The sequence below is a fragment of the Paenibacillus cremeus genome, from assembly GCF_007786445.1.
Taxonomy (GTDB): Bacteria; Bacillota; Bacilli; order Paenibacillales; family NBRC-103111; genus Paenibacillus_G; species Paenibacillus_G cremeus.
Genome location: NZ_VNJI01000038.1, coordinates 46371 through 64024 on the forward strand (window position 1 = coordinate 46371; position 17654 = coordinate 64024).

Annotated in this window: 4 protein-coding genes; all 4 read left to right on the top strand. The window is 51.0% G+C overall.

Annotation, left to right across the window (positions count from 1 at the left end; all coding sequences use genetic code 11):
- Positions 1-1137, top strand: a complete 1137-nt coding sequence (locus FPZ49_RS24280) for a response regulator (RefSeq protein WP_144851944.1) — start codon at positions 1-3, stop codon at positions 1135-1137.
- Complete coding sequence (locus tag FPZ49_RS24285; protein WP_144851946.1) at positions 1134-4181, top strand: hybrid sensor histidine kinase/response regulator; 3048 nt, start codon at positions 1134-1136, stop codon at positions 4179-4181. The genes FPZ49_RS24280 and FPZ49_RS24285 overlap by 4 nt, the downstream gene beginning before the upstream one ends.
- A gap of 289 nt (positions 4182-4470) precedes the next feature.
- Positions 4471-9879, top strand: coding sequence for a hypothetical protein (locus FPZ49_RS24290; RefSeq protein WP_144851948.1), 5409 nt, complete (start codon positions 4471-4473; stop codon positions 9877-9879).
- 98 nt (positions 9880-9977) lie between these two features.
- Complete coding sequence (locus FPZ49_RS24295) at positions 9978-17618, top strand: S-layer homology domain-containing protein (RefSeq protein ID WP_144851950.1); 7641 nt, start codon at positions 9978-9980, stop codon at positions 17616-17618.
- Positions 17619-17654: the final 36 nt, after the last annotated feature.

The following is a 17654-nucleotide window of genomic DNA, read 5'->3' on the forward strand; positions in this document are numbered from 1 at the left end:
GTGCTCTGTGTGGTGCTGATCGATGACGAGGAAAGCGCACTGGATATATTGGAAATCTTGCTGCGGGAGCTCGGCAATGTCACGATTGTCGGCCGATACATGAGCCCGCTGCAAGCGCTCGAAGCGATGGAAACGTGGCAGGCGGATGCGGTGTTCCTAGATATCCAGATGCCTGGAATGATGGGGACGGAGGCGGCCCGGCGCATTATGGCGAAGCAGCCCGGTACGCAGATTATTTTTACCACCGCTTATTCCGAGTACGCAGTGGAAGCATTCGAGATCAACTCCGTGGATTACCTGTTGAAGCCATTTTCGAAGGAGCGTCTGCAGAAAGCGGTCTCCCGGCTGGTCCAGCTGGGCCTCGGCAGCCCCTCCACTGACGCTGGCAGCGAGGGATCGGCTTCGATTCAGTGCTTCGGAGGCTTCCTGATCCAGACAGAGAACGGACCGTTCACGTGGAAAACGAACAAAGAGAAGGAGCTCTGCGCCTTCTTAATGCTGCAAGGCGGCCACCAGCTGGAGGCCGATTCGATCATTGAAGCGATCTGGCCCGATTCCGAGCTGAAGAAGGCGCGTACCTACTTGTACACATGCCTTTCGTATTTGCGCAAAAGCCTTCAGGCTAACGGTGTGCCAGCAAGCGTAGACAAAATCGGCCGCGGATACATGATGGATCTCAGAGGGCTGAAGAGTGACGTAGACGAATTTATTGCCTTGACGGAAACGGCCTTTTCGGAGGAACGCTTGGAGGAGCGACAGTACGAAGCGATGAACGCTCTGTATAAAGGAGATTATTTGGACGGCTGCGATTTCGATTGGGCGATCTGGAAGCGGGAAGAGCTAAAGGCCAGGTATGCTGAGGTGCTGCGGATCCTGCATAAATCTTTTCTGCAAAAGGGGCAGCTGACGCTCGCGATCGATTGCTTGCAGCGCGTTCTGGCGCTTCTGCCGGATTCAGAGAAGGACGGCCGCGAATTGATTAAGCTGTTCGTCCACTTGGACGAGCGCAATGAAGCGCTCAAGGTGTTTCGGAACCTCGCGGCAGCCGTTAGGGTTCATCTGGGGGTGGAGCTGGAGGAAGCGACGCTTAAGCTGTATAACGTCCTCGTACCCAGCCCGGCCAGGAGAGAGACATGAGGCGGAGGCTTGCAGCCGTAGTCATTACGATCGTTATTTTAGCGTTGACTTACGGGCTTATGGTACAGTTCCTCTTCGCGAAGGATAAGAAGCTGCCGCTTGCAGGGGGCGGCCAAATGGATTTGACCGCGTGGCGTTTCGCGGGGGATGGGGTCATTCCATTGGATGGGGAATGGCAATTTTATCCGGACGAGCTGCTGAGCTCCGCGGCGATTCGGGATAGGGTAAACCGTGAGGGCGCCCCCGGGACGGCGACGATTCATGTGCCCGGTTCATGGTCGAAGCAGATGGAGACGCTGGGCAAGGCGACTTATCGATTGCAAGTCCGTGTAGGGGCAGGCGATGCCGGCAAAATTTTCGGCTTAAAGACGCTGTCCCTCCAAATGTCGAACCGTATTCTAGTCAACGGCATCGAAGTCGGCTCCAGCGGGATCGCAGCGGACAAGCTGATGTACCGAGCGGGCAATAAGCCGTATGTCAGCTATTTCACCTTGCAGCCGGGCTGGAATGAAATCGTCGTGCAAGTGGCTAACTACGATTTTCAGGCCAGCAGCGGGATTATGAATTCCATTTCCTTCGGATATTCGGACCAGATTTCTCGCTTGCGGGACAGCGGCATAATACATGATTTGATAACCATTGCTTGTTTTTTGATTATAGGGTTATACTTCATCGGCTTATATGCGCAGCGAAAAGAGGACCACTCGCTCCTTTATTTCGGCCTGGTGTGTCTGCTGCTTGCTACTTTTTCGTCAACGCGCGGTGAGCGGCTGCTGCTGATTTTGTTTGATTACGTACCTTATTGGCTTTATATCCGGCTTCAAGCCGTCTCGGTTTATGGGGTTAGCATCAGTTTTTTTCTCTATGTGTATACCGCATTTCGTCCTTATTGTTCCCAAAGGATGGTATATGCCGGTGTTGCCGTCGGCGTGTGCCTTACGGCTTGGGCGTTAGTTTTTATTGATTTTACCAACACGACTCCCATGCTTTTGATTACGACGGTCTACGGAACACTCCCCTATATGTATACGACCTATGTTCTGGTGCTGGCGGCCTTGCATCGTGCGGAGGGCAGCGTGTATTTAGTCATATCCGCCCTTGCCTTGAATCACTATTCCATGATCCAAAGCCTGAATGTGTATTCGAATGTGGCGTTGTATTCCACCGTGCCATTCGAGGTGTTCTTGGTGCTACTGATGCTCGCGCTGATGATGTCCCTCAGGTTCTCAAACGCGTTCAAGAAGGTGGAGCAGCTGTCGGTGCAATTAATGAATGTGGATAAACTGAAGGACGAGTTTCTGTTCAGGACATCCCATGAATTCAAAGCCCCGCTGCAAAGCGTCATTACGATCTCCCAATCGATGCTGGAGGACCCGCGTCATCCACTGGCGCCGGAGCAAAGCGAAAAGCTGGAGCTCGTGCTCAGCGTTACAAAGAAGCTCTCTCAGCTTGTCTTCGATATCCTCGACCTTTCAAAGCTCAAGCAGGGCGACCTGATGGTGAACCCAATAGCGGTGGACGTCCGCTCGACGGTGGAGATGGTGCTGCGGATTTTTTCGTATTTAACGGCGGGTAAAGACGTACAGCTTATTAACAGCGTCCCGGAGCAGTTGCCGAATGCACTGGCTGACGAGAACCGGTTTCGTCAAATTTTGAACAATTTGGTGGATAACGCGGTTAAGTACACCGATCGTGGTACTATTGAAGTTTTGGCAGTGGAGCAGGACGGATGGCTTGAAATTTCGGTCCAGGATACGGGCTCGGGGATTGCCCCTGATGAGCTTCAGCATATTTTTGAACCGTTTCAATCGTTCGAGTCCACTCCAGCCCATAGCTTCGGCCTGGGACTGTCGATCGTCAAGCAGCTGGTGGAGCTGCAGCATGGCCGCATTACTGTAGCCTCGGTGAAAGGGAAGGGCAGCGTGTTTACGTTCAGCCTTCCTGTTGCTGGACCTGCTGAGCGTGCGGAGCTCGGTACGGCCCATGCTCAGCTGAAGTATCAAGCCCCGGAGTATTCGTTTACTACACCTTATGTTTTGGGCAGCCATGCCGGAGAGCAAACGATTCTCATCGCCGACGATCACTACGCCAACCTGAAGATTCTCATCGATGCGCTGGAGCCGCTGGGCTATAACCTCATTGCGGTGCAAAACGGCTTCGAGGCCGTGGAGCAAATTGAGCAGTTGAACTCGATCGACCTGGTTATTCTTGACCTGATGATGCCCGGGATGTCGGGGTACGACGTTTGCAAGACGATTCGGCGGACGTACTCGCTGCTGGAGATGCCGGTGCTGATGGTCACGACGGCGGTGGAGCCTCAGGATAAGGTGGCGGCCTTTGAGGCGGGGGCCAATGACTTTTTGCCGAAGCCGTTCGATACGACCGAGCTGAAGGCGAGAGTCAAAGGCTTGCTGTTGATGAAGGACACGCTCGGCCAGGCGATCAAGATGGAGATGGCGTTTTTGCAGTCACAGATCAAGCCGCATTTTTTATACAATGTGCTGAACACAATTGTCGCCTTAAGCTATACCGATGAGGAAAAATCGCGGAAATTAACGATCGATTTGGCCGATTATATGCGCGGGAGCTTCCGGTTTAGCAATACGCAAAAGCGTACCTCGTTCGGACAAGAGCTCAGCTTGATCCGGTCTTACGTTGAGATTGAGCATGCGAGATTCAAAGACCGCTTGCGGGTCGAATATGACATCGAAGAATCAATGCAGGGTGTCAGCATCCCTCCGCTGCTCCTTCAGCCGCTGGTGGAAAATGCCATCCGGCACGGAATCGGAAGCCGGACCGAAGGCGGAACCGTCACGATCTCGGCGAGGGCGGAGGAGAACCACTATTGCTTCGAAATCGCGGACAATGGTGTCGGGATCGAGCCCGAGCGGCTGCAGCAGCTGCTTCGGCAGGAGTCAGGAACGACGTACGGCGTCGGATTGAGGAACATTATGAAACGGTTGAAGTATGAGTATAATACGGAGCTGCGAATGGAGAGCTTACCAGCAATTGGGACCAGAGTCATTGTTCAAATTCCACTGTGAGGGACAACGTTTCATTAGACGATCATTTTCTCGTATTAAGGCGAGGGAGTGGTCGTTATTTTTTTTGTCTTTATATGCCGAAAGACCCAAAGTTTTTAAGGTTTCTTTAAGGTATTTTGTCGTATGATAGGACGAGGTGTGTAGAATTCGACAAAAAATATTGGGGAAATGGGAGGGACGGATTAGGGGATATTTCCATTTTACAGAGTAGTTCCATAGAACTACTCTATTTCTGACAGATCATCTGCGAATTTTTCGGAATAAAAGGTTATCAATGGAGGTTGAGTGAATGGGTAGGCACAAGACTGCGATGCCATGGGTCGCAAAGCTGTTGATTTTATGTATGGTCGTTACACTGATGCCGTTCTGGCCTTCGCAGACGGTCCAAGCGGCCAGCGATTGTAATGGGAATGACCATGAGGTGCGTTTTGGCGCGGGCACGAGAATTGGGAATTTGTCCTGCAGCGCAGACAATGCGTTTCAAAATTTTTATAACAACATGACGCCTGGCTTCGTTCAAACGGAGACGGATAAAGATGCCCGCTACGATTGGGCGAATGGCGATATTAATACCGGTGTTGATGATAACGAAGCATCGGTACAATTCGATATTCGAATCGCAAATAACCCTGATCTGGCCAAGCTTGCCCAAAGTGGACACGCTAAGGTGCGGTTGGGGTGGAATAAGCTGGTCAGCTATGCGGGCCATATCTTGGGCATAGAAACTTGGACCCGAATTACTTCGATGTCGGTTTATGTGGATGGGGTTAAAGTATTGTCCGATAGAGCGGACCATGGTGATGATACAGGGAGCAGGGCTGCTACAGTCGATATTGGTCCCAATTCTGTAATCCACATTGAATTATACGGCGAGGGCGACGACGATGACGGTGATCTTACTGGCGTCCGGGGATTTTACATAAAGTTCGAAGATAAAGAGCGCCCGGTATTGGATGACTATACATTCATAGGCAATGGCGCAGAAAATTTTAACACCACCATTCAACAAAACGAGCTGTATGCGAAGAAGAGCGAATATCTGAAGCTAACCTACAACTTTAGTGAGCCGGTTATGCCGACTGCAGTGTTCCCGCAAAACAGCGATAATTTCTTAAAACAACCCATCTTTATCAATCCTGACGGAACGGGGCTTCCGGCGGCGGGAGAACAGCAGTATATGCTGAATACCACGTATACGGCCGGTAACCTGGATACCCTTCATAACGGCATTACGTTCCAATACACGGGATCCAAATACCATAGTTCCGGGAACCTCCCGCTTGATCCTAAAAAAATTGACGGACAGTCACCTAGCGGAACAGATGATATGAACAAATCCATACTGGAAAAGATGAGGGGAGCCGTATTTACGGATTTTGCCGGAAATATTGCTACTATAACCTCAACTAATTTTATTACTCCGAACAATGCAAGCAACAATTATTTAGACGGCAAAACCGTCAATCCTTTCGACTACAACAATGGAGGCTATCGCGTGATTGTCGATGCGGTGCCGCCGAAATATACGAAGGTGGGCAACGGGATTCAACCGGAAATTTTGACCGGAGTTACGCTCAACAAGAACGACGGCTTTGACTTTACCGTACAGATGACGGAACCAGCCATTGTAAAGAGAGGGTGGGCAGTCGCGGACACCTATCTGCTGCTTAATAATGGAATGAAAGCCAAGTACGTGAGCGGCTCCGGTACCAGCACGTGGACCTTCCACTTGGATATCCAAGGTACGCTTAACGAGGAGGCTCCTCTGCTGAAGGTCATTGCCTTAACTCATGAGATGGCAAACGGCGCCGACTCAAACGTACTGCAGGATTATGCGGGAAACATGCTGGTGCAGCCAGCGAACTACGATTCCAACACGGATGGTTTGTTCGTGCCACCGGATGACCGACTATTAGATCCGAAATTTTGGGAGTCATCGAACGTAAACTCCAAGATCGATTGGGCGCAGCTGTCCATCGACAATACACCGCCAACGTTTAGCTATCGCTATGAGTTTGGCAGTGCAACGAACGCAGTTTACATGAAGAATGGCAAAATCACGATTGACGCTGACGACGCTCCGCTTTATGTGCCATCGAAGGATCCTGTGGGAGCAGGAACGACCAGGCCGAGTAAGGGCATTTACCGCCCGTCGAATATGACCGGTGCGTCTTCGCCGGCGGTAGGACTTGTCTATTACATGTGGAGTCAAGACAAGACCGATCCATTCGTGAAAAGGGGACTTGATCCGATACCGGCCGTAAAGCGATATTCCCTTTCTGCCAAACAGCCACGGGAAGATTTATATCCGGAATTGGACGCGAAGTATGATTTTAAGATTGCAAATAACAAAACGAATCTTATCGCCTTGCCGCCAGAGGCTTTGACGGATGAGAACAGCGGCGAGTGGTATTTGCACACTTGGACCGCTGACATGACCTGGGATACAGCGAGAGAGCTGATGCAATATGAGAAGAAAAAGAATTATGTCTTAAATAACCCAGCTCAGTACCAGGCATGGAAAGACGAAGCTTCTGGCTCCGATGCGGACAAAACGTTCTATGCGGACAGCAAGGCGCTCGCTGAAGTCGGCAAGTATGGCGATCTTAATACATGGCCTTTAGCTGATTTTCAGAAAGACGATTCCAACTGGACGCACGATGTTGGGACGATCAAGATTGATAATCGAGCTCCAAAGGTTACGATCGGCGAAGCGCTTAACGATAATTCAGCGACGGTGCAAGTTCCACTGACGATTGTGGACGAGCATAGCGGCGTCAAGACGAGCCAGTATCAGTGGGTGAAGGAAACTGGCGGAGTTGGTGATCCTTCGGATGCAGGTTGGATTAATGCAACGCTCACCGGGGGCAGCGCGACGTTGTCGACCTTGAATCAAGTGGTTGAGGACGGCACATACCGCCTGTATGTCAAAACCTCGGATAATGCAGGCAATGAGCGATTAGAGAAACATACCAAACTCATTACCGTCAACTCGACGAACACGATCAGCGGAAGCTTCGAGCCGGAAGCCAATCCGAGCTATGTAAAAAGTCACCCGATTACGTTCAAGATTAGCGGGTTGCCGGCAGCACCGGCATTAAGATCAGTGACCACCGTAACTTACTCGACCCACGGGGTCGTTCAATCGGTTATGCCGCTAATGACAGTTACAAGCAGTGTCTACGCTGGATATGCTTTCAGCGATAGCTTGGTGCGACCGGATGCAGCTTCTTTCGTTGGGCTTGGTACTTACGACGATAATAACGGTGTAAGAACTTACACGGTTCCAGCCGATCCGACGAAAAACGGCGAGCAGTACATTCACATCATGGTCAAAGTAAGCGATTCGGGGATCGATAAATTTTATTACTATTCCAAATTGTATTACTTCGACAACCTGCCGCCAGACGTCAAGTTTAGCAAAAGCGGGAGCGAGTATCCGCTGGAGTCGGTCAATCTGACGGTTACTGTAGATGAAAAATATAGTAAGGCCGGTGTAACGCAGCGCTACATGCTGCTGGATGATACGAAGCCAGCCCCGGATGAAAATACTGCCGGCTGGACAGAGCTACCTGCCGGTGGAGCGGTGTCCATTGATAACAAAGCTTTGAGTTTAAACCCAGGAGATACAGCTAGCTACCGTGTGTTCGTACTAGTTAAGGATTGCGCTGGAAATAGCGCAGTCATCAAGTCCGGCGCATTTAAAATCATGAAGCCCGAAGCTTCCGATAAGCCTCCGGTCGATGTCAAATCCGACCTCTTATACTTGTACGGAGATGCAGAAGACGGCTACACCGCGATCGTAAAACTGGGTCTTGTCGCTGATGCAGGAGATAAAGGCGCCTATGACTTCTCGGTATCTCCGGATAATGGAGCAAGCTGGGTGAAATGGCGTCCGTACACGAATTTTGTTGCCTTGAAGGTGCCGACGAATAATGCGGCCGATCTGCATATTCAAGTGAAATACCGGACTCCGAGCGGTGTCGTAGGTGAGCCAAGGAATCTGGATATTGCCAATGTGGCGAAGAACGAACCAGTCTACGCGCTTGCTACATTAAATAACCCTAAGCCGGTTAATCCAAGCACAGGGGCCGAGATTGAAATTACAGCTCCGTTAGGGCTCAAGGTAGTGCCTTCTGCAGTGAATCCTTCCGAGCCGACGCGTTCGGGCAATAAGTTTACGGTTAGGACAAACGGGCTGTATGCCTTCGATCTTACGGATCCAGCGGACGTAACACGGAAAGATACGCTGTATATCGTCATCAAGAATGTTGACGGTACTCCGCCGGAAGGAACGATTGAATACCTGACCACAGGGGCAACGAATGGTAATGTCACAGTGAAGCTCACCGATCTTTCCGAGCCGGTGACGGTTATCAATAACAATGGCCGATTGACGCATACCTTCGAGGAAAACGGCCAGTTTATTTTTAATATCATGGACGAAGCAGGGAATGCAGGGACCGTAACGGCGAACGTCTACACGATCGATAAAACACCGCCGAATGTGAAAGTGGTTCGTTCGTACGCATACGGTGAGAACAACAGCCAAACCTACGGAACGATCCGGGATGGCTCAGGCAATGTCATTTTCTCCGCGGGGGTTAGCCTGGTGCTGCAAAAGGTGAATCCAACAGATAAGGACTTCATCGTACTGGACGGCAAAAAGACGATCACGCTGGAGCAAAATGGCATCGCCTCCTTCATGGTCGAAGATGAGTTTGGCAATACGACGGTCATTAAGGAAACGGTCGACAACATTATCAATACACCACCAGCACCTTCGAACATCACTTATACGTTCGTAGATGAGAACGGCGATCCACTGCCTGCGGAGCAGATCGTCACGATCGACGGTCAGCAGTATGCCAAAGGAAAAGTGAAAGTTACGTTTATCGGTAAAACGACGGCACCGAATAAAGTATTTTCGGGAACGACACCAGTGATGGACAGCAATACCGGCCTATATACGAACCAAATCAGCGCGCAGGATGGTACGTTTACTTACTCGAGAACGTTCTCCGGAGAAGGTTCAACCCTTGTAGCTCTGTCGGACGTACTCGGAAACTTGAAGAAAGTGCCGGTGACCATTAAAGGTCTGGACAACACGGCACCTACACTGCAGCTCAAGCTGGCTACGGTCGGGATCGCACAAAACAAGCCGAACTTTAACTTCCGCACCGATCTGGGCGGTTACACAGCAACTGATAATGTCTCGAAAGCCGATCAAATCGCCGTATCGATCAGCGGGCTGGATCTGAGCAAGCTTGGACGTCAGCGTATCGCGTACACGGCTAAAGATCAGGTCGGCAATACGACATTGGTGTATCAAGATGTGATTGTAGTGTCTGACGCAGGCATGCTCATTTTTGCGAACGATGTGCTTATTTCGGGGTCCAGCGGAGAATCCGCTTTGTTTGACACCAATACGCTCACCTTCAACATTACGAAGTACAACGTGATGAACGTGAACGGGCAGGATGCGATTAATGAAGCGGGAACCTACGATGTGCTGTATCAGCCAGGACTGTACCGTGAAGGGCAAATGAAGTATATCGCCAGCAAAATCACCTACAACGAGCTGGTGAACGGCCAGTTTAAAGTCACCTTCCCTGAAGTGGGCTGGTACACGATTATTGTGAGAACGCAGGAGCGGGAACGCGTGTATTCGACCTTCTTCGTCGGCGGGAAGCAATAAGCTCGCCATGCACGGGATGAAATGCGGTGGAGGAATCAGATCGCTTTTGTCCCGTGCACGGTTGTAAGGCTTGTAAGATCAAGACAGGAGGCATTCACTTGAGGCTGTTCAAAAAGACGCTGGTATTTCTGCTGGCACTTATTTTTATATTAGGCACGAATAGTCAGATTGCATCCGTTCTTGCAGCTGAAATCAGTCAGCCGGACACCACGGTGCTGCAGAACGATTTTATTAAAATTACCGTCGATAACCATACCGGCCGCTATGGGATTCGTACCGTAGAGGGGCAGCCGATCCGCAAGAAGGATCAGAACGTCAACCTGATGTTTAAAGGGGACGATCCTGAAACCTCTTTTACGACGTTTCGGATTGATGGGACGGACTATATTTTTGGAAATCCCTATAAGTTCGCTGCGGATTTCTTCTCGGAGATCACCCCGCCCCGCATTGTCAACAACAGCAACGGGACGCGGCAGATTGAAACCGTTTGGACCATTAAAGGCGTTGAAATCAAGCAAATTTTGATGCTGTATACGGATCCCACTGACAAGAAGAACGTTGGGAATGTCAATATTCGTTACGAAGTGGTCAACCATAGCGGCGCTCAGGTGCAGCTGGGATCGCGGATGCTTTTGGATACGATGGTAGGAAGCAACGACGGCCCGGCCTTCCAGGTCGGGACGGCCTATAAAGCACCTCTGCTGGTTGAACGAAAGCTGGTACATAATCCAGAGGACGATCCGACGATTTCGGAAGAGGATCGGCCGTTATATAAGCTTCCTCCGTACTGGGTCATGCGGGATACGCTCGATTTAACGAATCCGCAGGCGACGAACGTGATGGCGTACGGCTTTAACAATTTTAGCGAGAAAAACATTAATATAGTCGATGAAATGATCGTCGGTCACTGGAACGGGCTGGCGAACACCAAGTGGGATTATACCCCGAACAGGAACCTCGATTACACCCGAGATACGAATGATTATGGTACGGCGGATTCTGCGGTGGCGTTTTATTGGAATCCGAAGTCTTTGGCTGTCAATGCGGCTCAGTCATTTGAGACGGTTTATGGTTTAGGTGAGATCGTGGAACCGGACAAAGTGTTCTCCATCCGCTATCTGGACCCTCCGCAGCAGCTGGCAACATTAAGCGACAGCAGCGCTTATGTGGATGAAGGGATTTTTGATCTGAACGCTGAAATCGAGAACCTTCCTTCGTTCAATATGGAGCATTCCAGTATTCAGGTACAGATGGAGCTGGAATCCGGCTTGAGCTTTGTGAAGCTGGATGAGCAGGGGCGCATTGTGCGCGATGGAAACGGCAAGGCGGTCCTTGAATCTTTCCGCAGCAAGCAGCTGGAATTCCGCAAGACGGCGACGCCGGAGGAAGCTGAGAATGGTATTATTCCGAAATTCAAGCCGGGCGATACGATTACGGCGAGCTTTAAAGTTCAAGCGAAGGGCAAGCCTTGGCCAACGAACAAGCAGTACCTGTTGACGGCTAGAAGCCCAGAGACGACAAGCAAGCTTGAAGGGCAAACGGATGAAGGGATTAAAGCCCAGTACGAGTCGAGCAAATCCAATTTTATTGTCCTTCCGCCGATTGGCAAAGCGGTTCCGACGTATTCCTACGCGGTGTCGCCGAAAGAAACGTACAGCACCGACGTGAAATATATCAATGTCAATCTCACGAATATTGACGCCTACACTACGGGCAATGAAACGGTTAAGCCGAACTTTGACGTCTACTTCAAAGAAGTAGCTACAGGCAAACGGTACAAGGTGCCGGTACAAAGCTCCGTGCTGCTGAATCCAACGGATGACGGATTTCAGGGGGATATGCGGATTACTTATCGTGGCGGCGACGAGGTAGACAAAGATGGCCAGACTATACCGGGTCAGACGGGACTTGGGCCAGAGCTTCCGCTCGGTGAGTACCAGGTGGAGATTCTTTATAAAGGGGATACCGGCGGCGATGCGGATATCGCTACGATGTATAACCTTACCACCACTCAAACGTTTGCTGTAACGGATAATGATGTAGCAAGAGTTCGGGAAGCGAGCATTATCGCCGTCTATAAGCAAACCGTGGATTTAAGCCATGTATCGGTATCCACAGCGAGCCAGTCGTTGGATGAGATTAATGAAGCGTTCCCTGGTGATCCGATTAAGGATGGTACGGCGTTATACACGGCAGTGAATAATTTTAGGAATGCCAAAATGTTCCTCGGCGCAGCCAGCAAAGCGCTCGATCCAGAGTTTGAGCTTGGGGAATTTACAGACCCGCTGGAATCGTTGAAAGAAGTACCGGCTTACAATTATGAGCTGTTTGAATCCGAAGAAGAGATGGACGAATTCTTCGAGGATGAGGACAAGGAGAAGCTGCTCGATATTCGCGGGATGATCCGTGAGGTCGGAACGGATGATAAGAAGCAAGTCATTGTCGATACGAAAACCGAGCGTGCCATTATTAACGGCGCCGTTGCTTACAAAGGGAAAGATATGGTGTTCTCCCGTGGGAAGCTCGATATTTTAGGCATGGGCTCGCATGGGTATGGTGACATTCCGTTCTTTGACACCCTGTTTGTAAAAGGCGAAGGCACGCTGAGTGTAGCCAGCAGCGGCTTCATTTTTCACCAGGGCGAATGGTCGCTCGATTTCTTCAACGGATTTGAGAAAACGCTTGGCGAAGGCTATACGATTAAGCAAGCCGAATATCCGGTGAAGAAGAATAAGAAGGATAACGAAGAAGACAACACCCTGAACGGATCGTTACGCTGGGCGTCAGGGGCGTTGGGAGACCGATTGAACCCGCTCCGTCAGCTGATGATTCAACTAGTTTACTTTAACAAACACAGTTTGTTCGTTGCACCAAGCTTTATGGTAGGCGGCTTTGGGGTCTCATTTAACGATTATATTTTAAGAGAAGGCGGAATTTCCTTCGGCGGTACGATTTCCATGAAGGTCGTCGAAGCGGAGGTTCGCAATGTTATTTTTAACGATCAAGGCTTCGTAGGTATTGATGCGGGACTGAAGTTCGATCTCAACAAGCATTTGGGCTTGATCGATCCGGAGGAACCCGAGAAGAAAGAAGGCGAGCCGGAAGAACCGTCTAAGCCGAGCGGTGAAATCAACATCGTCCACTACGTTCAGAAGGTAGAGGGCGTCAACAACGAGTACGGCATTAAGTTCAGCGCGCAGCTGAAGAATATGATGGAGATCGAGGCGGAGCTGTCGTTTAAACAGGTAGACGATGGCAGGGTGCTGCCGGATGTCATTGCTTTCGGCACGACATTGCCTAAACCGGGTGTGCTAATCACAGGCGCAACCTATTTAACCGCAGTACGGGGGGCGGTGCGCGAGCTGGCAGATACCATTGCCGGCGGCACCGATGAGGATCCATTTCCTCTGACGATTGAGGCGGGAGTAAGCTTAAAGTTCGGCGTAGCTCCAGCGTATCATTTTGGCGATATTGACCTGACGCTGAAGCGGACTGGAATTAAACTGGAAGGAAGCTTGGCGTTCTCTCCGAAGGCGGAGCCGGAGGAAGACGATTTGATTCCGATGCTGACCACCGCTTTGCTTGAGGCACAGTGGGTCAAGCCTTGGTTCGTACGATTGGAAGCGGAAGTGGACGTCGGCGGCTGGGGCTTTGTGATCGGAAAGGCGGGCATTTTTGTCGGCCAAAATCTGGAGAAGCACCGGATCGACTTCGAAGGCTACATCGGTGCCAAAGTCATTATTCCTGAAGATGTGCCTGTCGTAGGCGGCTTGCCGCTCGCGAGCGTATTCTTCGGCTTGAATAACGATAAAATTTGGGGAAGCATTGGTTATTTGTTCATCACGATCGGGATCACCTACTATTGGGGGGGCGGCGTGGAATTCGGCACGAACAGCGAGCAGCAGCCGGAGGGCTTTGCCAATCTGCTCATTGAAGATCCTAAGCACGGACCGCGTTTGATGGTGATCGGACAAGGTATGAAAACTGTGGCTACATCTTGGGTGGAGACGGAGAAGGAAACCCGTGAAATTACGTATCGTGACGTAGCTCCAGGAGTCAAGATGATGGACAACGGTACGATGAGCGTTGGCATCGGCGGCATCACGGTGAAAAACAGTGGACGCGTTCACGAAATTCCAATGAGCGCTGTATCGGGTAACGGCATCATCGAGATGGAGTATACCGATAAAGACATGCCTAGCTTTACTTTGAAGGATGCTGCAGGCAAGCCGTATCCAGTTGTGTTTGACAATACCGGCACGAATCCGGAAGCCAATGCGTATACCCAATTCATCCCAGCGGCCAAATCCTCCGATAAGGTGGATCATCGCAAAGCGTATATTATTATTCCGCAAGACCGTCTGAAGGACGGCGGCAAATGGACGCTGACGGCTGTATCCGGCGTTGAAACGCGCTTGATTAATATCCCGACGTTGCCGCAATTGAAGGAAGTCAGCTTGGCAAAGAACAGTGCGGATGCCAACAAGTTTACAGCGAACTGGGCGGTAGACAATGCGAAGCCGGGTGACACGATCAATCTGTATCTGGCCAAAAATGCACTGAATGCTGAGAAGACTCAAGTCACCAAAAAGAATGCGGATGGCACTGAGGAACAAATCGAAGTGCTCGATTCGGGCGACCCAGGCATGCTGATTGCCAAGGATTTACCGGTGAATCAGAATGGCGGAGTTACAGGTTCGACCACACGAGGAAGCATGGAGATTGATGCCACCAAGGTTCGAATGATGAACGAGGATGAAGACATTCGCGGGCTGCTGCAGCAGGGAGATTACTATCTGCGTGCCGAGCTCAAATCTGATGTCGCGTTCGGTACCAAGACGTCGGCGGAGAAGTTTGAAATTATTGATCCGCTTGCGCCGCAAGAAGTGAGTGATGTTAAGATCGAGCCTGCGGGCAACGGATACTTCGAGCTTTCCTTTAAACCGGGAGAGAAGAAGAACGGTCAAGATGGATTTGAGCGCAGCTTCGTGATTAACGCTCTACAGCAAGATAACGGGAAGCTGGCGCCGTATCCGAACTTCGGAGAGCTCATGTTTACCGAATCCGAGCTGGAAAGTCATCTGAATAAGGACACCGGCCGATATGAAGGGATTCTGGTCGGAGGCTGGACAGCCATGACCACCAAGGATCCGAAAACCGGCGCGGTAGATCCGAAAGACGTGAAATACACGGGTCTTAAGGTTGGAGAAAACTACGTCGTAGGCGTTTCAGCCGTGACTAAGCCGACCAAGGACGCGGACAAAAATGAGAATTATCATTACGCCAAACGAATCGATAGTGCAAATACCTTACTGCCGATTCCTGTAAAGCCTGTTCTCGAAGCTGATCCAGGCAAGCTCGGTACACACAATCCTAAGATTGAACTGCTGACGAACAAAACGGAACAGAGCATCGATCTGTACTCCGACCAGCAGGATGTCGAGGTTGAAGCCTTCTACAACAATCAATCGGTTGGAAAAGTAAGTTTACAAAATGACGCGAGCGGAAGCCACGGGACGTTGAAGCTGAGCTCGTTTACGACCGACGGAACGTATGGCATTGAATTGCGTGCTAAGAATACGAGGACGAAGGACCGTGCGGTGAAGATGCTGTACCTCACCGTGGACACGATTGCACCGGTGCTGTACTTGGATGAACCGATGCCAGGTGCTAGAACCGTTGGCGGGGTATTGAAGCTGGCGGGGACAACCTCGAACGATGGTAATCTGAAGGTGATTGTGAACGGGGACGAGAACCATGCGACTCTTGTGACCCCGCAGGCCAATGGTAAATTCACCAGTCAGATTCCTATCGTGACCAGCGATCCGACAGCCGAGGTGACCATCAAAGCGGTCGACCATGCAGGCAATGAGAATGTCGCTTCCGTGGTAGTCACGAATGACAAGTTCGTTGCACCTGCGGCACTCGTCCTGCAGCAAATGCCGGTGATGAAGCCGGGGGACCAGCAGAATCTGCAGCCGCTTCTGCGTATGGCGGACGGCAAAGACGCGCAAGGCAAGCCGAGATTTAGGGATGTACCGCTCGATGAGAAACTGCTCAGCCAGGTCAAATACTCCGTTCTTACAGGGGATGCGATTACACTGAGCGATGATGGCAAGGTTACGGCACAGTCGACTGGGGCAAGCCTTGTGCAAGCGTCTTATCAAGTGGCTGAAGGGGTTACGCTTCAGGCCATGGTCGCGGCGTCCGTAGCAGTGCCTGCACCGACGGCATTGGAGACATTAGGTGTTACTTCTACAGCTGTAGCGAACAAACCAAATACAACAAGCTTAGCTCTGAGTAATACTGGAGAAATGCTCGGTTACCAGCTCGTATATAAAGTATTCCCGAAAGGGACGAGCGTAACGGAGACGACATTGAATCAAAATGTTAGTGATTGGAGCTTCCTGCCGGATAATCGTTTGATTCCTGCAAAGAACGGGGAACTTGTGGTTGTGGCGAAGAGGACTTCATCAGGTAAGCTGGCGGTTGCTGCAAGCAAAGTCATTTCTGCCAAGGTGTGGACTAACGAAGGAGGTCTTGCTGGAGCCGCAGGCGGCGGTGGCGGCGGTATGATGGGAAGCACGACGTCCGACACATTGATCAACGGACGCAAAGTATCCTCCGATGTGAAGGATGGCATCGCATCCGTTCAAGTGACAAGCAAAAATGCTGATCCAGCAGGAACTCAAGACCTGGTCATCGCATCACAGGATACATCGGTCAAAGGCTTCAAGATTAACCTGGAGCAAGCATTGAGTGAACAAGCCGTCAGCAAGCAAAAAAATATTACGATTGACCTGCCGATTGCTAAAGTGGTCCTGACACCGCAAATGCTTGCGGGCATGAATCAGAATGTGGAGCTGGACATTCGTCCAAACAGCAGTGGTGCAATAGACGCCTTCGGACAGATCGCAGCAAGCGTGGACGCTTCCATGCTGGCCTCCGGTCAAGGGATTTCGATTACAACGAACATCCCGGATTCGAACTGGAGCTCTTATGTATCCACTCAAATTCCGGTGCCGACTACGATTGAACCGAAGGATATTACGGCCGTTGTGCTGCAAGGCCCGAACGGCGAATGGACGCCATTGCCATGGAAGCTGGATACGTCCGGCAATGTCCAAGTTCAATTGACGGGACAAGGTAACGTCGTCTTCTTGCAAAACGACAAGAAGTTCAGTGATGTTGACGACAGCTTCTGGGGCAAGGACAGCATACGACAAGCGGCATCCAAGCTGTTCGTGCTGGGCAAAGACGCGGACCGCTTTGAACCGGAGAGCAAGATTACCCGCGCTGAATATCCTACGATGCTGCTTCGTGCAGCAGGGATGATGCATAAGGCAGCAGAAGCTGACTTTAAGGATGTCAACTCGAGCGATTGGTTCAACCGAAGCGTAGCAATCGCTGCGAACATGGGCGTCGTGAACGGACTCGCAGACGGGTCTTATGCACCACAAGCGCAAGTGTCGCGGATTGAAGCGATGGCTATGGCGGGACGGTTGCTGCAAGCGGTCGGACGCGGCGGAGACCTGCAAGCGGATGAAGCAGCCAAGCTGCTGAGCACCTTTGCGGATGGAGCATCGATTCCAGACTGGGCACGCATTCCTGTAGCGTTGTGCATCAAGAACGGCATTATTGAAGGCAGCAACAACCAAATCAATCCTCAGGATCAGTTGACACGGACGCAGGCTGCGGCTATTGCAGTTCGACTGGATGCCTGGATTACAAGCAACTAATGACAGATGGGTACCGGCTCACGTCCAGCAGGATGG

Coding starts and splice junctions, on each gene's coding strand:
- FPZ49_RS24290 (WP_144851948.1), top strand. CDS start 4,471: ATGGGTAGGCACAAGACTGCGATGCCATGGGTCGCAAAGCTGTTGATT.
- FPZ49_RS24285 (WP_144851946.1), top strand. CDS start 1,134: ATGAGGCGGAGGCTTGCAGCCGTAGTCATTACGATCGTTATTTTAGCG.